Annotated in this window: 20 protein-coding genes, 2 pseudogenes and 2 riboswitches; of the genes and pseudogenes, 9 read left to right on the forward strand and 13 right to left on the reverse strand. The window is 65.8% G+C overall.

Annotated elements, in window-relative coordinates:
* Positions 1 to 13 precede the first annotated feature (13 nt).
* The 3 genes from FDW84_RS15350 to FDW84_RS15360 form a co-directional block, all read right to left on the reverse strand.
* Entirely contained in the window at positions 14 to 520 is a 507-nt protein-coding gene (locus tag FDW84_RS15350; protein ID WP_138610378.1) for a DUF4383 domain-containing protein, read from the reverse strand.
* A 148-nt stretch (positions 521 to 668) separates the two neighbouring features.
* Entirely contained in the window at positions 669 to 878 is a 210-nt protein-coding gene (locus tag FDW84_RS15355; RefSeq protein WP_138610379.1) for a hypothetical protein, read from the reverse strand.
* Positions 875 to 1,426, reverse strand: a complete 552-nt coding sequence (locus FDW84_RS15360) for a heme-degrading domain-containing protein (protein WP_138610380.1) — start codon at positions 1,424 to 1,426, stop codon at positions 875 to 877. Before FDW84_RS15360 ends, FDW84_RS15355 begins: the two co-directional genes overlap by 4 nt.
* A gap of 72 nt (positions 1,427 to 1,498) precedes the next feature.
* Positions 1,499 to 1,635, forward strand: a riboswitch (TPP riboswitch).
* 62 nt (positions 1,636 to 1,697) lie between these two features.
* On the opposite strand from FDW84_RS15360, the gene FDW84_RS15365 reads away from it, so the two are divergent.
* From FDW84_RS15365 to FDW84_RS15375, 3 genes are read left to right on the forward strand one after another with little or no spacing between them, the layout of a single operon-like run.
* Complete coding sequence (locus FDW84_RS15365) at positions 1,698 to 2,321, forward strand: ECF transporter S component (RefSeq protein ID WP_138610381.1); 624 nt, start codon at positions 1,698 to 1,700, stop codon at positions 2,319 to 2,321.
* On the forward strand, positions 2,321 to 3,874 hold the full coding sequence (locus FDW84_RS15370; protein ID WP_138610382.1) for an ABC transporter ATP-binding protein: 1,554 nt from the start codon (positions 2,321 to 2,323) through the stop codon (positions 3,872 to 3,874). The genes FDW84_RS15365 and FDW84_RS15370 overlap by 1 nt, the downstream gene beginning before the upstream one ends.
* Positions 3,871 to 4,671 (forward strand): energy-coupling factor transporter transmembrane component T family protein, encoded by an 801-nt coding sequence (locus FDW84_RS15375; protein ID WP_138610383.1) that lies wholly within the window; start codon positions 3,871 to 3,873, stop codon positions 4,669 to 4,671. Before FDW84_RS15370 ends, FDW84_RS15375 begins: the two co-directional genes overlap by 4 nt.
* Before the next feature lie 12 nt (positions 4,672 to 4,683).
* Here the strand turns inward: FDW84_RS15375 and FDW84_RS15380 are convergent, their stop codons facing one another.
* Positions 4,684 to 5,523, reverse strand: coding sequence for a glycoside hydrolase family 25 domain-containing protein (locus tag FDW84_RS15380; RefSeq protein WP_240721542.1), 840 nt, complete (start codon positions 5,521 to 5,523; stop codon positions 4,684 to 4,686).
* A gap of 177 nt (positions 5,524 to 5,700) precedes the next feature.
* On the opposite strand from FDW84_RS15380, the gene FDW84_RS15385 reads away from it, so the two are divergent.
* Entirely contained in the window at positions 5,701 to 7,224 is a 1,524-nt protein-coding gene (locus FDW84_RS15385) for a UDP-N-acetylglucosamine 1-carboxyvinyltransferase (protein ID WP_138610384.1), read from the forward strand.
* Positions 7,225 to 7,301: 77 nt separating this feature from the next.
* Positions 7,302 to 8,525 carry a glutamate--cysteine ligase 2 gene (locus FDW84_RS15390; protein WP_138610385.1) on the forward strand — a complete coding sequence of 408 codons (1,224 nt, stop codon included), beginning with the start codon at positions 7,302 to 7,304 and terminating at the stop codon, positions 8,523 to 8,525.
* Between the two features lie 11 nt (positions 8,526 to 8,536).
* On the opposite strand, the pseudogene FDW84_RS15395 reads toward FDW84_RS15390, so the two are convergent.
* Positions 8,537 to 9,997 (reverse strand): annotated as a pseudogene (locus FDW84_RS15395) (DUF222 domain-containing protein).
* Positions 9,998 to 10,122: 125 nt separating this feature from the next.
* Between FDW84_RS15395 and FDW84_RS15400 the strand changes: the two are divergent.
* Positions 10,123 to 10,440, forward strand: a complete 318-nt coding sequence (locus tag FDW84_RS15400; RefSeq protein WP_138610386.1) for a DUF1905 domain-containing protein — start codon at positions 10,123 to 10,125, stop codon at positions 10,438 to 10,440.
* Positions 10,441 to 10,484: 44 nt separating this feature from the next.
* Here the strand turns inward: FDW84_RS15400 and FDW84_RS15405 are convergent, their stop codons facing one another.
* Genes FDW84_RS15405 through FDW84_RS15415 form a run of 3 tightly spaced genes read right to left on the reverse strand, consistent with a single transcriptional unit; the run spans position 10,485 to position 12,379 of the window.
* Positions 10,485 to 11,693, reverse strand: coding sequence for an O-succinylhomoserine sulfhydrylase (locus FDW84_RS15405; RefSeq protein WP_138610387.1), 1,209 nt, complete (start codon positions 11,691 to 11,693; stop codon positions 10,485 to 10,487).
* Positions 11,694 to 12,104 (reverse strand): rhodanese-like domain-containing protein, encoded by a 411-nt coding sequence (locus tag FDW84_RS15410; RefSeq protein WP_138610388.1) that lies wholly within the window; start codon positions 12,102 to 12,104, stop codon positions 11,694 to 11,696. It lies immediately after the preceding gene.
* A complete protein-coding gene (locus FDW84_RS15415) occupies positions 12,101 to 12,379 on the reverse strand; it encodes a DUF1737 domain-containing protein (RefSeq protein WP_138610389.1) in 279 nt (92 codons plus the stop codon). Before FDW84_RS15415 ends, FDW84_RS15410 begins: the two co-directional genes overlap by 4 nt.
* Positions 12,380 to 12,392: 13 nt before the next feature.
* Positions 12,393 to 12,507: riboswitch (SAM riboswitch) on the reverse strand.
* Between the two features lie 226 nt (positions 12,508 to 12,733).
* On the opposite strand from FDW84_RS15415, the gene opgC reads away from it, so the two are divergent.
* Positions 12,734 to 15,199, forward strand: a complete 2,466-nt coding sequence (gene opgC, locus FDW84_RS15420) for an OpgC domain-containing protein (RefSeq protein ID WP_138610390.1) — start codon at positions 12,734 to 12,736, stop codon at positions 15,197 to 15,199.
* An 83-nt stretch (positions 15,200 to 15,282) separates the two neighbouring features.
* On the opposite strand, the gene FDW84_RS15425 is transcribed toward opgC, so the two are convergent.
* Positions 15,283 to 15,537: a hypothetical protein gene (locus tag FDW84_RS15425; RefSeq protein WP_138610391.1), complete on the reverse strand. Its 255-nt coding sequence runs from the start codon at positions 15,535 to 15,537 to the stop codon at positions 15,283 to 15,285.
* Between the two features lie 295 nt (positions 15,538 to 15,832).
* On the opposite strand from FDW84_RS15425, the pseudogene FDW84_RS15430 reads away from it, so the two are divergent.
* Positions 15,833 to 16,048 (forward strand): annotated as a pseudogene (locus tag FDW84_RS15430) (TetR/AcrR family transcriptional regulator); the annotation flags it as partial.
* Positions 16,049 to 16,155: 107 nt separating this feature from the next.
* On the opposite strand, the gene FDW84_RS15435 reads toward FDW84_RS15430, so the two are convergent.
* Positions 16,156 to 17,085, reverse strand: a complete 930-nt coding sequence (locus FDW84_RS15435) for an aminodeoxychorismate lyase (protein WP_138610392.1) — start codon at positions 17,083 to 17,085, stop codon at positions 16,156 to 16,158.
* 129 nt (positions 17,086 to 17,214) lie between these two features.
* On the opposite strand from FDW84_RS15435, the gene cls reads away from it, so the two are divergent.
* On the forward strand, positions 17,215 to 18,654 hold the full coding sequence (gene cls / locus FDW84_RS15440) for a cardiolipin synthase (RefSeq protein WP_138610430.1): 1,440 nt from the start codon (positions 17,215 to 17,217) through the stop codon (positions 18,652 to 18,654).
* A 17-nt stretch (positions 18,655 to 18,671) separates the two neighbouring features.
* On the opposite strand, the gene FDW84_RS15445 is transcribed toward cls, so the two are convergent.
* The 3 genes from FDW84_RS15445 to FDW84_RS15455 all read right to left on the reverse strand — a co-directional run bounded on the left by FDW84_RS15445 (position 18,672) and on the right by FDW84_RS15455 (position 22,676).
* Positions 18,672 to 19,946 carry a multidrug effflux MFS transporter gene (locus tag FDW84_RS15445; RefSeq protein WP_138610393.1) on the reverse strand — a complete coding sequence of 425 codons (1,275 nt, stop codon included), beginning with the start codon at positions 19,944 to 19,946 and terminating at the stop codon, positions 18,672 to 18,674.
* A 62-nt stretch (positions 19,947 to 20,008) separates the two neighbouring features.
* Positions 20,009 to 20,236: a hypothetical protein gene (locus FDW84_RS15450; protein WP_138610394.1), complete on the reverse strand. Its 228-nt coding sequence runs from the start codon at positions 20,234 to 20,236 to the stop codon at positions 20,009 to 20,011.
* A 76-nt stretch (positions 20,237 to 20,312) separates the two neighbouring features.
* Positions 20,313 to 22,676, reverse strand: a complete 2,364-nt coding sequence (locus FDW84_RS15455; RefSeq protein ID WP_138610395.1) for a beta-xylosidase/alpha-l-arabinosidase — start codon at positions 22,674 to 22,676, stop codon at positions 20,313 to 20,315.

Here is a 22,676-nt window from a genome sequence, read left to right on the forward strand (position 1 = left end):
TCGGGGACAGGGGTCAATGGCGACGGGTGCCGGGCGGGGAAGAGCTGGTGGCAGGCGCGGTACTGTTTTCGGTGGTTGTGCTGGGGGCCGGGCCGCGGGCCAGCATGACGGCCAGGGCGATCATGGCCAGGCCCAGGGAAAGGTGCAGCCAGTTGTCCGCATTATTCGCGGGGACGAAGTTGGCGGGCGTAGTGTCGCCCACCAGGAGGCCATACAGCCACAGGACCAGGTAAACGACGCCGCCATAGACCAGGAAATTCCTGGCCTGTGCGTGGGTGGCCGCCATCAGGACGCCGGCAACCCCAAAGAGCAGGTGGACCAGGTTATGCAAAACGGAAACCTGGAAGATTCCCAGCAGCAGGGCTCCGGAGCCATGCCCGGCCGGGCTGAGGGACTCCAGGTTGGAGGTGACGCCGGGAATGAAACCCAGGATGCCGGCCAGGCAGAAGACGGCACCGGTTCCAAGTGCGGCCCTTTGCAGGCCTGTCCGCGCGCCTCTCAGTCGGGTGCTGGCTGCCATGTACTGTACTCCTCAAAACCCGGGAGACAACATAGTAAGCATGATTACTAATATATGCTAAGCAGCCTTGGTGCTTGTTCGCTGCTGGACACCAGGGCGCGCTTCCCGAATTCTCCCACAACCGGATGATCCGGGGCGCAAGGCAGCTCTACCCTTCCGGACTGTTCCAAGCATAGGGGTTCGCATGCTGGCCGCCACGGCGGCCGTGCTCATACCCCTGCTGCCAGGACTTTCCGACGGCGGTCACCAGCTCCGCCAGCAAGGGGTAGTAGGGGTGGTCCGGGCCGATGTAGATCATCTCCTCCGAGGCCTTGTCCAGCGCCGCCCGGACGGGGTTCTCGGCCTGCCCGCCTGTCACGGCGCACCGTCAGCCGCTGCGGATTGCAGGACCTCACGCAGGGCTTCCACCACCAGGTTGTGGTCCTGTACCTGGGGAAGGCCGGAAACGGTGACGGTGGCTACGGATCCCACCCCGGTGACATAGATGGGAAAGGAACCGCCATGCGCGGCGTAGACGGTTTCGTCGAACCAGCCCTCGTCCTCAATCCGGCCGCCTCGGAGCCGGCCGCGCAGGCCCACCAGCAGCGAAGGGACCTCGTACCGGGCCGCTGTCCGCTGCTTCGCCCGGATCCAGTGTCCGTTATCAGGGGTGGCGCCGGGCAGGGCCACATGGAAAAGGACCTGCTCGCCCTTGGTGATGTCGATGGCTATGGGCAGCGCGCGTTCCTTGCCCAGCTCGACCAGGAGCAGCCCCAGGTTGAGGGCGTCATCCAGGGAGAACCCGGGAAACTGCAGTTGGTGGATTTCCCCTTCGATCCGGCCAATGAGTTGTTCCAGCGAGCCCTCCGGCTGCACGGCATCGGAGTCGGGATCGTAGCCGGTCACATCCGGCAGATTGGCAGTCATGGCCCACAATCTACTCCTCCTGGGATGTAAACTGGACCACGCCCAACAGGGTGAAGCATTACCGACAGAATCATTCAACGACAGGGGAGCGCCGCCGTCGGAGCTGGCCATGCCAGGGACCGCAGGTGGGCGCTGAGAGTGCGGACAGCCGCAGACCCTCGAACCTGATCCGGTTAGTACCGGCGCAAGGGAGTCGAGTTTCTCGAAGTCCGGCAAACGGCAGTCCCTGCCTTTTGCCGCGCTTTCCCCTCCTGTTCCTCAGGAGGATCACATGGCAACTACAGCTATCAAGAAGACCACAAGCAAGTCGTGGCGCGTCGTGGACATCGTGGTGGCGGCCCTCATCGCCATCGCCGGCGGTGTCATTTTCTGGGCCTGGTCCCAGGGCGCCGCCGCCGTGTCCGCACCCATGAACGCCGTCTACCCGCCCCTGACCGGCCTGATCGCCGGCGGCTGGATGATCCCCGCAGTGCTGGGCATGCTCATCATCCGCAAGCCCGGCGCGGCACTGTTCTGCGAGACCGTCGCGGCCACCGGCGAGCTCCTCATGGGCTCCCAGTACGGGGCGTCCGTACTGTTCTCCGGCTTCGTCCAAGGCCTGGGCGCCGAAATCATCTTCGCTTTCTTCGTCTACCGGAAGTTCAACCTGCCGGTCTCGCTGCTGGCCGGCGCCGCGGCCGGTCTCTTCTGCGGCCTGAACGACTCCTTTGCGCCGTGGGGCTGGAACATCGCCTACTCGGGCGGGGACAAGCTGGCCTACATCATCTTCACCATGATCTCCGGAGCAGTCATCGCCGGCGCCCTGTCCTGGATTGCCACCCGCGGGCTGGCGAGGACCGGCGTCCTCAGCTCCTTTGCCTCCCGCAAGGCGGCAACGGAGCCCGTCTTCTCCTGATGACGGCCACGTCCCATCACAGCACCCCGGTTGTAGCGCGGCCGGCTGCCATCAGCGCCCGGGGGTGGGGCTGGCGGCATGCCGGGCGCGCCAGGCCTGCCGTCCGTGCCCTGGACCTGGACATCCGGCCGGGGGAGCGGGTGCTGCTCCTTGGCCCGTCCGGCGCCGGGAAGTCCACGCTCCTCCACGCCTTGGCGGGGGTGCTGGGAGATGTTAACGACGACGGCGAGGCCGGCGACTCTGATGAGTCCGGTTCGCTGCTCGTTGACGGCGCCTACCCCCGGGAACAGCGTGGGCGCGCCGGCCTGATGCAGCAGGACCCGGAGACCCAGGTGGTCCTTTCCCGCGTGGGCGACGACGTCGCCTTCGGCGCCGAGAACCTCGCGGTGCCCCGGGACGCCATCTGGGCCCGCGTGCATGAGGCGCTGGACGACGTCGGACTTTGCCACCTGCCGCTGGACCACCCGACGTCGGCCCTGTCCGGGGGGCAGAAGCAGCGGCTCGCGCTCGCCGGCATCCTGGCCATGCGGCCGGGGCTCATCCTCCTTGATGAGCCGACAGCCAACCTGGACCCTGCCGGCGTGCTGGAAGTCCGTGATGCCGTGGCCCGCTGCCTGGATAAGACCGGTGCCACGCTGCTGGTGGTGGAGCACCGGGTGTCCGTATGGAAGGACTTGGTGGACCGGATCGTGGTGCTGCAGCCGGGCAGCGCCACGGACGGCGCCGTGCTGCTGGATGGCCCGCCGGACCAGGTGCTTGCCGACGCGCGGGCCATGCTCACGGCCGCCGGCGTTTGGGTGCCCGGGTACGTCCCCGAAACGCGCTTGCGTGCGGGCAGCCCTGCCCGGGGAACGGGAAACCTCCTGATCGCCGCGGAAAAACTGGCAGTATCCCGTGAACGCCCTCGCCGCAGCGGCTTCCGCAAACTGCCGCCGGTGCCCGTGCAGGAGGACATCGCAGCCCAGGTCCGGGCCGGGCAGGCGCTGACCGTTACCGGGCCGAACGGTGCGGGAAAGTCGACGTTCGCCCTGACCCTTGCCGGCCTGCTTGAACCGGTGGACGGCGCGGTTTCGGCAACCACTGACCTGAGCCGTGGAGCCGGCATAGATCCCTACAAATGGAAAGCCGAGCAGCTCATCGAGCGGATCGGCACGGTGTTCCAGGAGCCGGAGCACCAGTTCGTCACCGGGAAGGTCCTGGACGAACTGCTGTTTGGCCCGCGGCACCTGGGCCATGGCAAGGAGCGTGTGGACGAACTCTTGGAGCGGCTGAGGCTCACCCACCTCGTGGACGCAAACCCCTACACACTCTCCGGCGGGGAGAAGCGGCGGCTCTCGGTGGCTACGGTCCTGGCGGCGCATCCGCAGGTGCTGGTCCTGGACGAGCCCACCTTCGGGCAGGATGCCAACACTTGGGCGGAGCTGGCCTCCTTCCTGTCGGAGTTGCTGGACGCCGGCACCGCCGTAGTTTCGGTGACCCACGACGCCGAATTCACGGCTGCCCTGGGCGGAACGGAGCTGAGGCTGGTACCCGCGGAACCGGTGGCGCCATGAGGCAGGAGCTGAACCTGCGCGGCAGCCAGGCCCTGCTGAACCGCGCCAATCCCCTGAGCAAGTTCGCCGCCGTCTTCCTGATCACTGCCGTGCTGGCACTTTCGATCGACTGGGTTTCAGCCTCGGTGGCCCTGGTGTTCGAGCTCCTGCTGTTCCCGCTGGCAGGCCTCACGCTGACGCTGCTGTGGCAGCGCGGCTGGCCCCTTATTATCGCCGCTGCCATCGGCGGATGGAGCACCTCCATCCTGGCGCCGGACAGCGGAAGGACGCTGATCGACGTCGGCATCTGGACGATGAGTGAAGGTTCGCTGGAACTGGGGGTGGGGTTCATGCTGCGCGGACTGGCAATCGCGCTGCCCGCCGTGCTGCTGATGAGCTGCACCGACCCCACCGACCTCGCCGATGCGCTGGCCCAGAAGGCGCGCCTTCCACACCGGTTCGTGCTGGGAACGCTCGCTGCCATGCGCCTGGTGGGCCTAATGGCCGAGGAGTGGCAGGCCATCGGCATGGCCCGCCGTGCCAGGGGAGTGGGTTCCCGTGGGAGTGTGCTGCAGCGGGTGAAAGCCACCCTTGGCCAGAGCTTCGGACTCCTGGTCCAGGCAATCCGCCGGGCATCGAGGCTGGCGATAACCATGGAAGCCCGCGGTTTCGGCGGGGGGCCGCGGACGTGGGCCCGCGAATCAACCTACAGTGCGTTGGACGCGTGGGTGCTGGCCGGGGGTGTGGTGATGGCGGCAGCGGCGGTTGTTGCTGCGGTGGCCCTTGGCACGTGGAATATGGTGTGGCTGGGCAGCTGATTTCCAGGCGGGTTATGGGCAGGGGTAGTTGTAATCGAAACCCTGCAGGACGAACTGGGTAAGGGCCACCCTGCCGCCGCCGGTGAGGGGTGCGTTCGAGCAGGCGCTGGCCGCACCCGAGGCGTTGAGGGAGCCTGCCAGCCAGCTCGGCAGGGAGTACAAATTGCTTGAACTGCTGACTGTTCCAACAATTTGTTCCCACTGCTGGCCTGTGGAGTAGATCCCCACTTTCGCGCCGATGCTGTGAAAGAAGTCCGTCATGCCTTCCAGGACGGCCCGGTTGGCATTTTTGTCCGTGCCGGACCAAGTGTTTTCGGTTTCTACGTCCAGCCACCAGAAATAGCCGGCGGGATTGGATACCCCACGGAGGTAGGCGTCGTCGTAGGCCTTTGCGTAGCCGTACATGTAAGCGCAGGCCTTGCCATGGTCGCCGGGCGTGCAAGGGCCGTAAGGGTTGTGGACCGCCCGGCCGGCAGGATATTCGTCATTGTCCGGCCACCAGGAGCCTGCGGCGGTCGGGTTGGCAGTGTTCACGTACAGCGATACGGTGGGCTGTTCCGGATGGCCGGCCGAGTCCTCCGCCCACCTGAGCTGTTCTGCCAGGCAGGGGTTGGAGTTGTTGGCCAGGCCGTTGTTGACACCGACAATGGCAAAGGCTTGTCCGGTGGGTAAGCCGGTGGTGCACTGCGGCCAGGAGATGTCGTTGCCGAGCACGGACTGTTTTCCTTCCCCGGGCGAGGGTGACGCAAAGGAGGGGGAGCCCGACAACTGCAGGAGGGCAGGCACCAGCAGGAAGAGCAGCCACAGCGCAACTCCTATGGGCGGTGCCGGACTGGAACGGGTGCGGCGCATGCTGCCTCCGTTGCCGCTGGACGAAGAACGTACTCTCCAGTGTCCTGCCCCTTTTGGAGCGCGGTCAAGGAGCTGAAAGTCCTATTTCTATCGCATGTAGTGGGTAAACGCTCTCCGTTCTTCAATTGTGAGGGGCGAATTGATGACAAGTAAATCATTTATGATATACATTGGATCATGACGCAGGAAACCGCTGAGCACGTTGCCGCCATGTTGAGGGATGCCCGGAGCGAGAAGGGCTGGACCCAGGGCCAGCTGGCTGCCGAGCTGGGAACGAGCCAGAGCGCAGTGGCCCGGATGGAGCAGGGCAAGCAGAACCTGAGCCTCAAAATGATCCAGCGCCTCGAAACCATTTTCGGCCGGAGCATCGTCAACGTGGGCAAGCCCCAGATGACCCACCTGCGGGTGGAAGGCGGCCGCACCCTCTCCGGGGCCGTGGATGTCAACAGCAGCAAGAATGCGGGCGTGGCGCTGCTTTGCGCCAGCCTCATCAACCGCGGAACCACCATTCTCCGCCGCCTCGCACGGATCGAGGAAGTGAACCGGATCGTCGAGGTGCTTTCCAGCATCGGTGTGGAGTGCACCTGGCTCAACGACACAGACCTGGAGCTTCGCCGGCCAGCCGTACTGGATCTGGGTGCCATGGATGTAGAGGCTGCCCGGCGCACACGCAGCGTCATCATGCTGCTGGGACCCCTGCTGGATGAATCGGCCAACTACCAGTTGCCGTATGCGGGCGGCTGCGACCTTGGCACCCGCACCGTTGAACCCCATATGCAGGCACTGCGCCAATTTGGGCTTTCGGTGGAGGCCACAGCTGGTTTTTACTCCGTCCAGGCCCCCTCCGCGGACACCCGCGACCGCTCCTTCGTCCTGACGGAGCGCGGAGACACTGTCACCGAGAATGCCATCATGGCCGCAGCCCACCGCGAGGGTACAACCGTCATCCGGAACGCCAGCCCCAACTACATGGTCCAGGACCTCTGCTTCTACCTGCAGATGCTGGGGGTGACCATCGAGGGTGTGGGCACAACTACCCTAAGCATCACAGGACGCACGTCCATCAATGCCGACATTGAGTACTTCCCTTCCGAGGACCCCATTGAGGCCATGAGCCTTATCACCGCGGGCATCGTCACCAACTCTGAGGTGACCATCCGGCGCGTTCCCATCGAATTCATGGAAATTGAACTCGCCACCCTGGAACAGATGGGCCAGCAGCTGGAAATCTCCGGCGAGTATATGGCCCGCAACGGCAGGACCCGCCTGGTGGACGTCACCACCAAGCCCTCCGAGCTGCGTGCCCCGGAGGACAAGATCCACCCGATGCCTTTCCCGGGACTCAATATTGACAATTTGCCCTTCTTCGCCGTCATTGCGGCAAATGCCCAGGGGCAAACCATGATCCACGACTGGGTGTACGAGAACCGGGCCATCTACCTCACGGAGCTGAACCGTCTCGGAGCCCAGGTGCAGCTCCTGGACCCGCACCGGATCTACGTCAACGGACCCACCAAGTGGCGGGCTGCCGAGGTGGGATGCCCGCCGGCGCTGCGGCCGGCCGCATGCCTGCTGTTGGCAATGCTTGCTGCCCGCGGAGTCTCGGAGCTGCGGAACATCTACGTCATCGAGCGCGGATACGAGGACCTCGCGGAGCGGCTGAATACCATCGGCGCGAAAGTGGAGTACTTCCAGGACTGATTCCCACCTTCTTTTCACGCTTCGTCATGAAGGCTCCATTGCCTCCAAAACCCCTCAGTCTGGCGCAGAATGGCAGTATGCGAACATTCGGCGTCGAGGAAGAGCTCCTGATCGTTGATCCGGAGACGGGGGAGCCTCTTGCCCTTGCTGACGCCCTGCTCTCGGGGCATGGCACGGCGACGGATCACGTGCCTGATCAACACGCCCTGGAAACCGAAGACAAGACGGTTTACGACGACGAGAAGATGGGCCTGAGCGCCGAGCTCAAGCTTGAGCAGATCGAGACCCAGACGCGGCCCTGCCTGGAGTACGGCGTCCTGTTGGAGCAGATCAGGGCCGGCAGGACGCTCGCAGACCAGGCGGCGAGGAAGAACGGGGCAAGGGTGGCGGCCCTTGCCACCTCGCCGCTGGCGTCCATGAGCCATACGACGCCGGATCCCCGGTACGCCCTGATGCTGGAGCGGTTCGGCCTCACGGCGCAGGAGCAGCTGACCTGCGGTTTCCACGTCCATACCTACATCGAGTCGCCGGAGGAAGGGGTAGCGGTCCTGGACCGTATCCGGGACAAGCTTGCCGTGCTGACGGCTTTGAGCGCCAACTCTCCCTTCTGGAACAGCGTTCCCACTGGTTTCGAGAGTTACCGCACCCAGGCGTGGAACCGCTGGCCTACCGCGGGTCCGGCTGGTGTATACGGGACGTACCCCGCGTACCGGCGGGTGGTCACCCGCCTACTGGACAGTGGAGTGATGCTGGACGAAGGGATGCTTTACTTCGATGCCCGGCTGTCACGGCACCATCCCACCGTGGAAGTCCGGGTGGCGGATGTCTGCTTGCGGGCAGAGGACGCCGCGCTCATCGCTATCCTCGTGCGCGCGCTGGTGGAAACGGCAAGCCGTGAGTGGCGCGACGGCATCGACCCGACGCCGGTGCCTACCGTGCTTTTGCGCATGGCATCGTGGCAGGCGAGCAGTGCCGGGCTGAGCGGAGAGCTGCTGGACTTCGGCAACTTCCGGCCCGCACCGGCTCCGTATGTTGTCCGGTCCCTGGTGGAATACCTGGCGCCGGTCCTGGACGAACAGGGCGAGCTCGCCCTGGCGCGGCACGGCGTGGAGGACGTCATCGCGCGGGGGACAGGGGCGGCTGAACAACGCCGGGTACGGGATAAGGCCCTGGTTGCGCAGCCGGACGATTTCGGCTTCGGTGCAGTAGTGCGGCACGCCGTAAACATCACGATGCGGGACACACTTGACCTTTCTGAGGTGACCGCGGTTCCGGAGCTAATCCGGGTGCGGCAGCCCTAGAGGGCGGCGTCCTACGCGGACAGCCTCTCCCGCAACGCCTCTTCCAAAAGACTTGTCTTGCTACTTAGTATTCCGGGTTGCCAGAGGGGTGGTTCCCAGTCCTGGTGCTCGCTTTTGTACCTTCGGCGGGTGGGTGAGATCCAGCCGGGTGGTTCGTTCTTGGTGGCCGGGGTTGGTTTCCAGCCGCTGGTGTGGCGGAGCCGGTGGTGTTTGGGGCAGGGTTGTCCGAGGTTGCTGATCCCGGTGGTGCCGCCCTTGGCCCAGGCGAGGAGGTGGTCTGCTTCGTTGTCCAGGGAGTGGCTGCTGCAGCCGGGGAAGGGGCATTTGCCGTCCCGCAACCGCAGCCAGTTCCGCATTGCCTTGGTCACCCGGTAGCTGGTCCGGCCAATTTCCAGCGGTACCCCGTCCCAGGGGTCGACCAGCACGCGGTGGAACGACTCGGCCCCGTCCGCGACGAGTCTGCGCGCCATTGAGGCCGGGATGGGGCCGTGGCCATCGAGCATGGCCGGTTCCTCGGTGAAGCCGAGCAGCGAGCACGGGCACTGTGACCAGCACCTGCGCCCACGGCGCCTGTGGCTCGGCAGGAGTGGTACTGGTTCCGCTGGCGAGGAGGGCTGTCGCGGGACGTCTGCCATCAGTTGTGGAAGGGTGCGGCGTTCGTCCGGTCCCTGTAGTCCGCGAGCCAGGGCCCGGGTCCGGTTCCAGGCGGCGTTGGCCTGATCCGCCGTCAGGTACATGGAAACCCACGCCATCGCGTCCCGGTCCGGGGCGTATTCCATCCGCCGGTCCGTGACACGTTTGAGGTGGCGCTTTTCGATCGAGTCGGGGTGGTGGTGTTCCCGCCACGAGCGTACCTTCCGCCGCAGCCTCGCCGGCGGCAGCACACCTGCGATGCCCCCAGGGCCTGCACCCGGAGCATCGTTCAGGAAGTGCCTTTCCAGGGCTGCGGTGGCGGCCGGGTCCAGTCCGGTGGTCTCGTCCACCAGGACCCTGGCGTTCTGCCAGGGGACCTCCCCGGACTGCAATGCGCCCAGCGCTGCCGGCAACGAACTGGTCAACGCATGCGCTTCACCGATCAGTGCCCCGGCTGCACGCTCACCGATGGTCAAGACGCACGCCACCTCCGCCACCATAGCCATCTCCCGGCCCGAGACCCACTCCGGACGAGAAGCAGGATCCTCCATGGCTGCGGTTGCCTTCACATGGCCGTCCACCAGCCGCACCTTCAATGCGGCGGTTGCGGCCTCAATCTTGCGGACCAGCGCCAGCCCGTCCAAACAGTCATCAGCGAACTCCTGGAGCGGATCAGCATCGGCGGCAGGCACGGCATCCACGGGGGCGGCATCAGGAGAACCGACGACGATGCGCGTAAGCTCACCCACGAAACCGGCCACGGAGGCAACGGCAGCCGCAACCCCGGCCTTGTCCCCCAGGTCCGGGCTCGCTGCTCTGTGGGCTGCTCCGCTTTCCATACCCCAAGCATGCCAAGGGGGTCTGACATTTGGTGGTGCGGTTACAAGGGCTGGCATGAGATGGGGTCGACAAGCCCAACCACCAACCCATAGCGCCCTGGAAGGGGACGTGCGATACTCGGCGCGTGACGCCGTCATACGCATTCACAGCCGAACTGTGGCTCTACCCGGGCGAGGCTGCCTGGCATTTCCTCACGCTGCCGGCCGACGTGGCAGACGGCATCGCGGACCACATCGCGGAGCGAAGCATCGGCAGGAAAGCCTTCGGATCGGTGAAGGTGACAGCGGAGATCGGGAGCCAGACCTGGCAGACGTCGATTTTCCCGGACACCAAGGCCGGTTCCTACCTGCTGCCGGTGAAAAAGGCAGTCAGGGACAAAGCCCGCATCAAGGCCGGGGACAGCGTCGCTGTCCGGCTGGAACTCCAGCCGGACAGCGCATAGGCGGACAGGACAGCGCCGGAGGAAGCACCACCGCAGAGAACCAGCTAGATCTGCTTGAGTGCCTGCTCAAGGTCGCGGATCAGGTCGTCGGCGTCTTCGAGGCCCACGGACAGCCGCACCACACCGTCGGTGAGGCCGATGGCGGCGCGGCCCTCGGGACCCATGGCGCGATGCGTAGTGGTGGCCGGGTGGGTGATGAGGGATTTCGCATCGCCGAGGTTGTTGGAGATGTCGATGATCCGCAGGGCGTCCAGCAGCGCAAAGGCCGCCTCCTTGCCCGAACGTCCGCCGGAAGGGGCCAGCTCCAGCGTCAGCACCGTGCCGCCGGCGCTCATCTGCCTCGCCGCGAGGTCATACTGCGGGTGCGACTTCAGGAGCGGGTACTTCACCCAGCTCACGGCCGGCTGCTGTTCCAGCCACTCGGCCAGCCGCAGGGCCGTGGCGGAGGAGTGGTTGACGCGCAGGGACATGGTTTCCAGCCCCTTGGTCAGAACCCACGCATTGAAGGCGGACAACGCCGGGCCCGTGTGGCGCATCAGCTGCTTCACCGGGCCGTCGATAAATTCCTTCGTGCCCAGGATGGCGCCGCCCAGAACCCTGCCCTGGCCGTCGATGTGCTTGGTCCCGGAGTAGACAATGACGTCGGCCCCGAGCTGGCCGCAGCGCTGCAGCAGGGGAGTGGCAAAGACATTGTCGACGACGACCTGCGCGCCCGCGGCGTGCGCCAGTTCGCTGACTGCGGCGATGTCCACAATCTCCTGCATGGGGTTGGACGGGGATTCGAAGAAGACGGCGGTGGTGGACTTGGAGAGCGCCTCGCGCCACTGCCCAAGGTCCGGGCCGTCCACGAACACCGTTTCCACACCCCACCGCGGCAGGATTTCGTTGAGGATCACGAAGCAGGAGCCGAACAGCGAACGGGCAGCCACCACGCGGTCCCCGGCAGCCAGCAGGGCACCCAAGGCGGTGAACACGGCAGACATGCCGGATGCAGTCGCAAAGCATGCCTCTGCGCCTTCCAAAAGGCGCAGCCGCTCCTGGAAGGTGGCCACGGAGGGGTTGCCATAGCGGGAGTAGACGAAGCGCTCCTCCTCGCCGGTGAAGGCCCGCTCGGCAGCAGCGGCGGACTCATACACGAAACCTGAGTTCAGGAAGATGGCCTCGCTGGTTTCCTGGAAATTGGTGCGGTCCAGCCCGCCGCGGACGGCCTGGGTATCAGGGCTCCAGCCAGCGGCGTCTTCGTTGAAGGTCACTTAGTTTTTTCCCAGGTTGGTCGGCAGGCCGCGGTTCTTCCAGCCGTTGACGGTGCGTTCGCCGTAGCGGTCCGGCTCACCCTCAAAGCCCTCCAGCACGTTGTAGGAGGTGAAGCCCGCTTGCGTGGCGGCAATCGCCGCGGCAATGGAACGCTGCCCGGAGCGGCACAGGAAAACCAACTCAGTGGCCGGGTCCTCCGGCGCCTGCTGGGTGAGGTCGTTGATGAAGTCGGGGTTGGGGATGCCGCCCGGGAAAGTCCACTGGATGAACAGCGGATCGTTGTCCGTGGCCTTGGTGTCAGGGATGCCGATGTGGGCCCATTCGCCCTCGGTGCGCACATCCACCAGTATGGCGCCCTGCTCCAGCTTCTCCCAGGCCTCCTGCGGCGTCAGGTCTCCTGCGTAGCTCATGCGTGGCCCTCGCCGTCAAACTCGAGGTCCTCGCCGGCGGAGTCGAGGTCGTCAACTGCGTTAGCCACGGCGGCGTCCGCCGAGGCAATCGCTGCCGGCAGGACAACCGCCTGCGCCACGATCACGCTGGTGCCGTTGAAGGTTGCTGCCGGGCTGCCGTGCAGTACGTATCCCTCGGCCAGGGCGTTCGAGATCCGTTCGCAGAATTCGCGGTTGTCCGCGCCACTGATCAGGCGGTAAGACAGTTTTTCTTCAAGGGCGGGTGCGTCGGACACGACGGATCTCCTTCTCTCACGCTTGCAGCTCGAATGGGTCGATATGCCGAGTACTCACCTGAGGCACCCCGCCGCGGAAGGAGGGTTGCCGACCGGCCAGTCAGGGCTTGGCACCGGTACTCATTACTCCCCCAAAAAGTAACACTTGGCGCCGGAAGCCGCACCGCCGTCGTCGTCATGTTGCGTAACTGAAGGCAAAAGCTGCCTTGGCCCGAGCCTCGCCCGAGGAATGGACGACGGCGCAATCACCTCGGGTGGTCCGCTTTCCTGTCCTGTCGCGGGCCGCCGGACGGATAAAGTTTTACCGGGGCAACGCCCCGTCATCCGGTCTCAGCCTCGGGGGTTCCCATCAGCATGCCTACTGCCGCGCCGCGCCGCCGGCCCACTCCGTCCCGGAAGCTCCGGACGCCGGCCGCCTGGGTACTCCTTGCCACGCTCCTGATGGCCCTGGTTGCCCTGCCGGCAGGTCCGGCGGCTGCGGAGGAACTAAGTCCCCAGGAGGGCAAACCGCTGCTCGGCGCCGTCCTGGAATGGGGCGAGGACTCGGCGGCCGGTTTCACGGAAAGGCTCGGCGCCGCTCCGGCCGTGTTCGGCCATGACATCGCGATGCCCTACCGTTCCTCCGAACGGAACGATATTCAGGGCTTCCTTGAGCAGTCCTCGCTGCAGGGCGCCCATGCCATGCTTACGGTCAAGCCCACAGTGCCGCTGGACCAGCTCGACGCCGCCGCTGCTGCTTCATTCGCGGAGAAGGTGGGGGAGCTGACGGCCGGCTTCAGGGGGCAGCTGCTGATTCGCTTCGCCCCGGACGCGAATGCCAGCTGGGTGGAGTGGGGCCAGCAGCCTGCCGCTTATCGGGACGCTTTCCGGGCGGTCGCGGAGGCCTTCATGAAGGACGACGGCAACCGGGCGATTATGGTTTGGGAACCGTACCTGGGCAAGGACTACCCCTTCGACCGGCACCGGAATGCACCTGCGCCGGGAACCGAAGGCTTCAACCTGCTGGACACCAACGGTGACGGGGAGTGGAACGCTTCCGACGCGGCCTACGAGCCGTACTACCCCGGGGACGACGCCGTGGACTGGGTGGGCCTGACGGCGTACCACGATGACACCGCGGGCCGCTCTGCCGTCAACACCATGCCGCGGACTGGTGAGCTGCAGGAGATGCTGGCGGCCCCGGAAGGCGAGAACTTTTACGCCACCTACGCGCAGGGCAGGGACAAGCCGTTCCTGCTGCACACAGCGGCCTTCTACAGTCCGGCGGCGGGTGGCGTCGCCGAAGCGGACATCAAGAAGAGTTGGTGGGACCAGGTCCTTGGAACTGTCACGTCCACTGAGTTCGCCAATACTGCAGCTGTGGTCTGGGACGAGCGCACCGGTACACGGGACACCGGTGTTGTCGGCATTGACTGGCGGCTCACCGGGAATTCCGCTGTTGCAGACGCCGCCCGTAGCAGGCTGGAAGCATCGCCGATGGTCACCGGCCCCGTAACCGAAGTGGCTTCCGGGGCAGGCTACTCCCGCTCCAACACCCTGTCTGGAGCCGCGGCCTGGACCGTCGGGGCAGCGCTGGTGGTGCTCCTGGTGGCACTGTGGCAAATCCCGCGCCGGGTCAGCGCCGTAGCCGGCTGGGGCTACAGTGACCCGTCCAGCAGGGACTCGCGGGTGGACCTGCTGCGGGGCATGGCCATCGTTTTCGTGGTGGTTAACCACTTGGGGATGACCTCCCTGTTCCAGCTGCTTACCCAGGAAGCGGTGGGCTTTGTCTCGGGTGCGGAACTGTTCGTCCTGTTCTCCGGCCTAGTGGTAGGCATGGTGTACGGGCCCAGAGTCAAAAAAGACTTTGGGACGGTAGTGGACCTCACCTCCCGGCGCGCCGGAAAGCTCTATGTGACCGCACTCGTGGTGCTGGTCGGCGTCTTCCTGCTATCCCTGGTTCCGGTCTTCCGGACCGAGGCCCTGACCACTTTCGTTGACCAGGGCACCGGGGGTGCCGGGCATGGCGGCGCCGGACGGACCTACGATCTGTACGCGGGCATGGAAACGCTGTTCCAGTTTCCCGTGCCGCCGCAGGTCCTGCCCGCCGTCCTGCTGCTCCAGTTCGGACCCTGGCAGTTCAACGTCATGGGACTGTACGTGGTGCTGCTGCTGGCCAGCCCACTGATCCTCTGGTCGCTCAACCGGGGCAAGGCGCTCTGGGTGCTGGCGGGAACGCTCGCGGTATACGCGGTGGGCACCGTGACGCGGTTCCGGATCCTGCCGTCCCAGTTCGAGGATTCGTTCCCCCTCCTGGTGTGGCAGGTGCTTTTCGTGATCGGGCTCGTGGCCGGGTTCCACCGCCGCCGCATCGTTGCCTGGCTCTCCGCCCATACCTGGGCGGTAGCTGCTTGCACTGCTGCCGCTTTCGCCTTCGCCTTCCTGTCCTGGGGCAACCCCTACCTGGCCAACGGTTTAGACGTCCGGCTTTCGGTGGTTCCGGAGACGCTGTACCGGAACATGTACGACCTGCTCTTCGCCCGGACGTACCTGGCCCCGGGCCGGCTGCTCAACGTCCTGGTCCTGGTGGTGGCGGCCTACGCCTTCCTCACCGCCTACTGGAAGCCGGTGCAACGGGCCCTGGGCTGGCTCCTGATCCCCTTGGGCCGGGCCACCCTCTACGTGTTCATCATGCACGTGGTGCTCATCGCCGTGGTTGCCAACATCCCGGTACTGCAGCAGGGGGACATTTTCATCAACACACTCGGCTACGCGCTCGTGCTCGGACTTCTCTGGGCCATGGTGCGGACCCGGTTCCTTTTCAGGATCATTCCGACGTGAGGCTGCTGAGGGCCCAAAAGAAAGGCGTGGACCGCTTGCCGGGAAAGGCAGCGGTCCACGCCTGATCAGTTCAGCAGGTTCTCCTAGACGAGCCCGGGGTAGCTTGCCAGGATGTAGTCGGCAGCTGCCGGTCCCTTCATACGCAGGCCGTAGTGACCGGGCGTAATCCGCTGATTCATGGCCGACCAGAAAATCGACTCGCGGCCCGGCTTGTGCTGGTTAATGAAGCACCAGCTGGTGTACAGCCCATAAAGGCGATCCCGGTCCAGTGTCGCTTCCGAGGCTTGGTCGATGTAGGTGGCTTCCTGGAGAAAGAGGTCGAACTGCGAATGCGCCATGATGGCTTCCCTTCGCTCAGGTGCGGTGGTGCCGCCGTTCGGCTACAGCAGCGAGCTCAAATGCCCTGCACGGGGCAATGGCGTTTCGGAACCCCTCCAGATCAAGGGGCCAACGGGCGGTCTCACTTCCGCATCTACAATGTAGACTTTACTCGTAGGCTACATATGCGGCAAGCGTATGCATTTAGCCTTGGACAGCTTGCCGCCCGCACCCTCTCGGACGGAAGCCTTGGCCCCCCTGAAAGCGCCCGCCACAGCGGGGGCTGCCAGGAAACCCCGGCTAAGCAGGGAGATCGTGCTCATCACGGCAGGCTTCAGCCCGGTCGGCGCCCTGCACGTCTACCGCGCCTACTACGGCTTCCTCTACGACCATATCCTCAACGAACTGCAGGAATTCGTGGTGGATCCGGAGGAGAACGAGGTGCTGCTGCGGCTGGGCCAGGGGCTGACAATTCTGCTGTCCGGCCTCGAATCCCAGCTCTCGCTGCAGCATACGCCCGCCGGGAACTAGCCGCTCTCTGGGGTTGACCTGTTGGGGGCGGTGGAAGCGCTGCTCGACAGAGCATGCCAAAAATCACCGCGTGGCCATCGCCCGGCCCCACCGGGCCTCCACGGCGTTTACTGGATCCCGGCGAACAGTTCATTCAGTTCGGCGGTCAGCTCCTTCTGCAGCGAGGCCCTACCAATCTCCTTGCCGTCAATGCGGTTGACCGGAGCCAGCAGGCGGACGCTCGAGATTAGCCATACGGCGTCCGCGTCCAGCAGGTCCTGTGGCTCCAGCGGGCCGTAGCCGAGTTCCCAGCCCGCGGCCTTCGCCGCGGTGAACAATGCGCCCTGCGAGGTTCCCGGCAGGATGCCGCTGTCCAGCTGGGGTGTGACAAGGCGCTTAACGGAGGTGCCGTCGTCGGACGTTTCAACGTGGGCCAGCAGCACCGTGGACGTGGGTCCTTCGAGCACACGCCCGTCCGAGGAGATGAAGATGACGTCGTCAGCTCCCTGCTTGTGGGCGTGGCGAAGCGCGGCCATGTTCACAGCATAGGAGAGGGTCTTGGCGCCCAGCAGCAGCCAGGGGGCGCGCTCGGCGGCGCTGCTGTCGTAGCCGCGATCCAGGAGTATGACGTCGATGCCCGTCTCCCGCTGGCGCCGCGCGGCTGCCCCTGCAGGCGATACCTGGACCCAGGCGGTAGGCGACGCCGCGCCCTCCACGCCGCGGGTGACCACCAGCTTGACCACGAGTTCGTCTCCTGCAGTGTCTGCGGACGGATACTGCAGCCGGTGCTCCGCGAGGGCGGTAGCAATGGCCCGGCGCCACTCTTCCTCGCTGGGGATTACCAGGTCGAGTGCCGTTGCAGACCCGGCAAGCCGGCTCAAGTGGGCCTGGATCTTCCGCACTGTCCCGCCCACCGCCAGCATGGTTTCAAAGATCCCGTCCCCCCGGGTGGCACCCTGGTCTGTCACCAGGAGCTGGGGTTTGGAGGCATCGGCGAGCCGGCCGTCAGGGAAGGCGGGGTCGAGGAAAACGAGAACCACGGGAGCTGGAGAGGTCATGGCTCCAGCTTAGTGCGGCGCCGCGGATAAGCTGGGCAGAGTGCCCCGGCCGGAACAGTCCGCCGGGAGCCCGTCCTCCGGGGGTTATTTTTCGTGTTGTGGCCATTTTCGCTTGCCGGTACCGCGCCGATGTGGGTTGTGGTGCTGCTGGGCGTAGCCGACCTGGTCATCAGAGTGCTGGCCGTGGGAATCATCCCTGGAAACCGGCGCCCCACCACGGCCATGGCGTGGCTGCTGGGCATCTTCTTTGTCCCGTTCGTGGGCATCATCCTGTTCCTGCTGTTCGGCAACTTTAGGCTGTCCAGCCGGCGGCGGCAGCAGCAGCAGGAAGTCAACGACAGGGTGCGGGCCGGAACCTCGTCCCTCGCCGACGTCGAAAGCGACTACCCCGGCCCCGAATGGGTGAAGTCCGCTGCGGAACTGAACCGGAGGCTGGGGTCCCTGCCCATGGTGGACGGAAACTCCGTGGACCTGCTGCAGGGATACCCGGACTCGATCCTGGACATGACCAAGGCGGTGCGGAAGGCCAGGAGATTCGTCAACGCCGAGTTCTACATCATGAGCACGGACCACATCACCGATGAGCTTCTCACCGCCCTGGAGGAAGCGGCCGAGCGCGGCGTGGAAGTGCGTGTGCTGTTCGACCACATCGGTACCCTCCGGGTCCAGGGCTACCGGAAGCTCCTCAAACGGCTTCGGGCGGGCAAGATCCAGTGGAAGCGCATGCTTCCACTGCTGCCTATCCACGGACAGTGGCGCCGGCCCGACCTGCGGAACCACCGCAAGATCATGGTGATCGACGGCGAAATCGCCTTCACCGGGTCGCAGAACCTGATTGAGCCCTCCTACAACAACCCCCGCCACCGTAAAGCAGGGCGGGAGTGGGTGGAGCTGATGGCGTGCCTGCGGGGGCCGATCGTCACCACGCTGAACGTCGTTTTCGCCACGGACTGGCTCAGCGAGACCGACGAGTCGCTGGAGCACCAGTTGCAGCTCCCGGCGAATCCCGAGCCGGGGGACGTCACCGCGCAGGTGGTTCCCAGCGGCCCGGGGTTCATCACCGAAAACAACCTGCGGCTCTTCAACACCCTCATCTATTCCGCCCAGCACCGGATCTCAATCTGCAGCCCCTACTTCGTCCCGGACGATTCCCTGCTCTACGCGATCACCACCGCTGCCCAGCGCGGCGTGGACGTGGAGCTGTTCGTGTCCGAGAAGGGTGACCAGTTCCTGGTCCACCACGCGCAGCAGTCCTACTACGAGGCCCTGCTGGAGGCCGGCGTCAGGATCTACCTCTACAAGGCCCCGTTCGTGCTCCACGCCAAACACTTCACCATCGACGACGAGGTGGCGGTCCTGGGCTCAAGCAACATGGACATGCGTTCCTTCTCCCTCAACCTGGAGGTGTCCGTGATGCTGCTGGGCGAGGACATCGTCACCAAGATGCGCGCCGTGGAGGACACGTACCGGGACATCTCGCACGAGCTCAAGCTTCCCATCTGGCGCCAGCGTCCGTTCGCGGCGCGCTACGTGGACAACGTGGCAAGGCTGACGGCAACGGTGCAGTAGCTCCCAAACCGCGGGACTCAGTCCTCGGCAGCCACACGCTCGTCATTGCTGCGGTTTCCGTGCTCCGGCCAGCCGCCCCTGCGGTAGGCCGGCGTTCCAATCGCCAGCACCATCACTGTGAGGACACAGCTGCCGATCATGACGCCCACCATGGACAGCGCGGTTCCGCCCAGCAGTCCCACCAGGGGGCTCACCAGGCCGGCCACGCCGGACTGCAGGGCACCGATGACGGCTGCAGCGGTCCCGGCCATGTGCCCATAGTTGTGCAGGGCCAGCACGGAGGCGTTGGCCGGAATCATTCCCTGCGCACCCAGCACGAGCCAGAGCCCTGCCATCAGGCCCAGTGCGCCGCCGGCACCCGTGCCCACCGCCGCCAGCAGGAGCAGGGAAAGGGCCAGCTGGACGAGGACGGCGGTCCGCAGGAGACGCACGGGAGGGAACTTCCGGACCAAGGCGGCATTGAGCTGCGCCGAGAGGACCAGCGCGGCGCCATTCACCGCGAAGGCGAGCGCGAACTGTTGCTCGGTAAAGCCGTACTCATTCTGGAAAACGAAGGGGGATCCCACCACATAGCTCATGATCAGGGCGAGCCCCAGACCCGGGATGACGGCCAGGGCCATGAAGTGCTTGTCCCGCAGCAGGGACCAGTAGGCCCCGACGACATGCCCGGGGCGGCCCGGGCTGCGCCTGTCCGCGGGCAGCGTTTCGGGCATGAACTTCCAAACGATGGCCACCAGGACGACGCCGATGAGCGCCAGTACGTAGAAGACGGCCCGCCATTGCCATAGTTCGGCCACGGCCTGGCCCACGGTCGGGGCGAAAAGGGGAGCGACGCCGATTACCAGCATCAGGCGGGACAGCAGGCGGGCCGCGGCCGCGCCGACGAAACGGTCGCGGATGACGGCGATGGCCACCACTGCGGCCGCAGCATTGAAGAAGCCCTGCAGGACGCGCAGCCCGGTGAGGGCCTCAATGTTGGGCGTGATGGAGCACAGCAGCGAGATCACCACGTGCAGTGAGATGCCGATGACCAGCGGCAGGCGCCGTCCGAAGCGGTCCGAGAACGGGCCGATGACCAGCTGGCCTATTCCGGCGCCAAGGAGCGTTCCTGACAGCGTCAGCTGTGCAGCCGCCTGGGTGGTCTCAAGATCCTCCACCACGGCCGGCAGCGAGGGCAGGTACATGTCCGTCGTGACTGCGGGAAGTGCGGCCAGGGCGCCAAGCATCAGGACGTACTTGATGGAGCGGGGCGGCTGGGGGTTGGCAGTGGGGGATTGGTGGGTGTCCGTCACGCGGGAAACCTAACTCGTATGGAAGCACTGATGGTGTGGGTCCGCCGCGTGGCTTGAGCGGTTCAGCTGGCGGAGTCCAGGTGGTTCACGGATTCCCATGTCTGCCCATAGGGCACCTGGTCGCTGAGTTCCACTGTGAAATGCCCCGCACCCCGCTTTGTCACGAGAATACCCCTGGTGGGGTTTTCCATGGCGAGGGCGCGGAGCTTCTGAACCGAGGCGTTGAGCTTTTCATCCGCCTCTGAGCGGGTCGTCGCAGAAATGGTCAGGCAGTGCGGTCCGGTGTCCATCTGGGTTCCTTTCGCTCGTGGATTGTGCTGCAAAGGGTGGGCGGCCGGGGCACCGGAAGGCGCCCCGGCCTGGATGTCAGGTGCCAGGTGTCACCTTGACGCCGCAGTGCAGCCTGCGGGTGTGGTCCACCACGCGGGTTTCTCCGGTGAGGGCGACCGTTGCCTTCAGGCGGATGTCTCCGCTGGAGGCGCCGAAGCCAAGTTCGAGGTCGCCTGGTTCGACGATCCGGCGGCCGTCCCGTCCCGTGAAGGATGCGACGTCGGCCGGTACCGTGAAGGCAACACGGGCGGATTCCCCGGGCTCAAGGTGAACCCGGGCATAGCCAACAAGCCGCTGCTCGGGGCGGACAACCGACGCCACCGGATCGTGGAGGTACAGCTGGACCAGTTCCGTCCCTGCCCGGTCCCCGGTGTTGGTGACGGTGAGGCTTGCCTTTGCTTCGCCGTCCGCGGGGATGGCCGCAGGCCCGTCCACAGTCAGTCCGTTCCACTCAAAAGTGGTGTAGCTGAGGCCATGACCAAAGGGGTAGGCGGCGGCGGGATCGATATTGGACACGCTGCTGGCCTTGGCCAGCCGTGACGCCAGGTAGGTGGAGGGCTGTGCCCCCGGCCGGGCAGGGATGCTGACGGGCAGCCGGCCGCTCGGGTTGACGCGGCCGCTGAGGACCTTGGCCACGGCGGGCCCGCCCTCCTCGCCGGGGAAGAATGCCTGGACGATCGCTGCGGCATCCTGGACGGCGGAACCCACAGCGTAGGGGCGCCCGGTGAGGAGCACCAGCACCACGGGCTTGCCGGTCTGGATCAGCCGGTCCAGCAGTTGCTGCTGGACACCCGGAAGCACCAGGGATTCCACGTCGCAGCCTTCGCCGCTGGTTCCCCTTCCGAAGAGTCCTGCCCGGTCGCCCAGGACGGCGACCACGACATCCGCATCGGCGGCGGCAGCAACGGCGTCGTCAAATCCGTCGGTGGACGCGCCGTCCACCGAGCAGCCGGCGGTGACGGAAATGGCACTGCCGGAGAACTCGGCCCGCAGGGCCTCGGCCACGGTGGGAAGCTCGATGCCGACCGGAACGTCCGGGTGCTGCCCGCCGACGTGTGCCGGGAAGGAGTAGCAGCCCAGGAAGGCTTGGGTGTTGTCCGCGTTGGGTCCCACGACGGCGATGCGGGCCGGGTTCTGCAGCGGCAGGATGCCGTTGTTGCTGGCCAGGATAATGGATTCCTCGGCTATCCGGGCTGCGAGTTCCCGGTTGGCCGCGGTGTCCAGGGTGATGCTGCCTTCCAGGGCTGCACTGTCCTGCAGGTTGGCGTTCTCCAGGGCAGTCGGAACCGCTGACCAGCCCTCGTCCAGCAGGCCGAGTTCGATCTTCTGCACCAGCACCCTGTGCAGGGCACGGTCCACCATGCTGACGGGGAGCCGGCCCGCCTCGATTTCTGCGATCAGGTGCTCGCCGAAAGCGTGCACGGTGGGGAGTTCGACGTCGACGCCCGCGGCCAGCGCGGCGGCGGCGGCTTCACCAAGGGTACCGGCGACGCCGTGCAGGTTCTTCAGGAAGGCGATGCCGAAGTAGTCTGCCACAACCGTGCCGCTGAAACCCCAGGTCTCACGGAGGAGACCGGTGAGCAGCGCGGCGTCCGCGGCGGTAGGAACGCCGTCCATGTCGGTGTAGGCGTGCATCACCGAGCGGACGCCGGACTCGCGGACTGCCATTTCGAAGGGCGGGAGCAGGACGTCCGCCTGCTCCCGGCTGCCGACGGACACCGGTGCCAGGTTCCGGCCGGCCTTGGATGCCGAATAACCCACGAAATGCTTCAGCGTAGCGATGATGCCGCTGCTCTCCAGGCCCTGGATATAGGCGGTGGCAAGGGTTCCAATCAGGTAGGGGTCCTCGCCAATGGTTTCCTCCACCCGCCCCCAGCGGGCGTCACGCACGACGTCGAGCACGGGCGCGAGGCCCTGGTGCACACCTACCGAGCGCATGTCCTTGCCGATGGCGGCGCCCATGGTGCGGACGAGTTCCGGGTTGAATGTGGCGCCCCACGCCAGTGGGACGGGGTAGGCGGTGGCCTGCCACGTGGCAAAGCCTGCCAGGCATTCTTCGTGGACCAGTGCCGGGATGCCGAAACGGTTGGCGCCGGCAATGCGCTGCTGGGTCCGCTGGAGCGACAACGCGCCCAGTGCAGGATCGACGGGTGCCGTCCCGAAAGGCCTGGTCAACTGACCCAGGCCGTTCGGCAGGATCTCGTCCAGGTCGACGGGAGGGTTCATCTCATTCTGGTGCGGCGCCACTTCGCCGCCTTCAGTGGAGGCTCCCACCCAGACCCCGAAGAGCTGGGCTGTCTTCTCCCGCAGGGTCATGGCGTCGATGAGGCTGTCGGCACGTTCTTGCGGCGTCGCGGCGGTGTCGCGCCAGGGGGCGCTGTGGGTGGTGGTTTCGGTCAT

It is taken from the genome of Pseudarthrobacter sp. NamE5 (assembly GCF_005796225.1).
In the GTDB taxonomy this organism is placed as follows: domain Bacteria; phylum Actinomycetota; class Actinomycetes; order Actinomycetales; family Micrococcaceae; genus Arthrobacter.

Coding starts and splice junctions, on each gene's coding strand:
- FDW84_RS15350 (WP_138610378.1), bottom strand. CDS start 520: ATGGCAGCCAGCACCCGACTGAGAGGCGCGCGGACAGGCCTGCAAAGG.
- FDW84_RS15360 (WP_138610380.1), bottom strand. CDS start 1,426: ATGACTGCCAATCTGCCGGATGTGACCGGCTACGATCCCGACTCCGAT.
- FDW84_RS15365 (WP_138610381.1), top strand. CDS start 1,698: ATGGCAACTACAGCTATCAAGAAGACCACAAGCAAGTCGTGGCGCGTC.
- FDW84_RS15370 (WP_138610382.1), top strand. CDS start 2,321: ATGACGGCCACGTCCCATCACAGCACCCCGGTTGTAGCGCGGCCGGCT.
- FDW84_RS15375 (WP_138610383.1), top strand. CDS start 3,871: ATGAGGCAGGAGCTGAACCTGCGCGGCAGCCAGGCCCTGCTGAACCGC.
- FDW84_RS15380 (WP_240721542.1), bottom strand. CDS start 5,523: ATGCGCCGCACCCGTTCCAGTCCGGCACCGCCCATAGGAGTTGCGCTG.
- FDW84_RS15385 (WP_138610384.1), top strand. CDS start 5,701: ATGACGCAGGAAACCGCTGAGCACGTTGCCGCCATGTTGAGGGATGCC.
- FDW84_RS15390 (WP_138610385.1), top strand. CDS start 7,302: ATGCGAACATTCGGCGTCGAGGAAGAGCTCCTGATCGTTGATCCGGAG.
- FDW84_RS15410 (WP_138610388.1), bottom strand. CDS start 12,104: ATGAGCTACGCAGGAGACCTGACGCCGCAGGAGGCCTGGGAGAAGCTG.
- opgC (WP_138610390.1), top strand. CDS start 12,734: ATGCCTACTGCCGCGCCGCGCCGCCGGCCCACTCCGTCCCGGAAGCTC.
- FDW84_RS15425 (WP_138610391.1), bottom strand. CDS start 15,537: ATGGCGCATTCGCAGTTCGACCTCTTTCTCCAGGAAGCCACCTACATC.
- FDW84_RS15435 (WP_138610392.1), bottom strand. CDS start 17,085: ATGACCTCTCCAGCTCCCGTGGTTCTCGTTTTCCTCGACCCCGCCTTC.
- cls (WP_138610430.1), top strand. CDS start 17,215: ATGTGGGTTGTGGTGCTGCTGGGCGTAGCCGACCTGGTCATCAGAGTG.
- FDW84_RS15450 (WP_138610394.1), bottom strand. CDS start 20,236: ATGGACACCGGACCGCACTGCCTGACCATTTCTGCGACGACCCGCTCA.
- FDW84_RS15455 (WP_138610395.1), bottom strand. CDS start 22,676: ATGACCGAAACCACCACCCACAGCGCCCCCTGGCGCGACACCGCCGCG.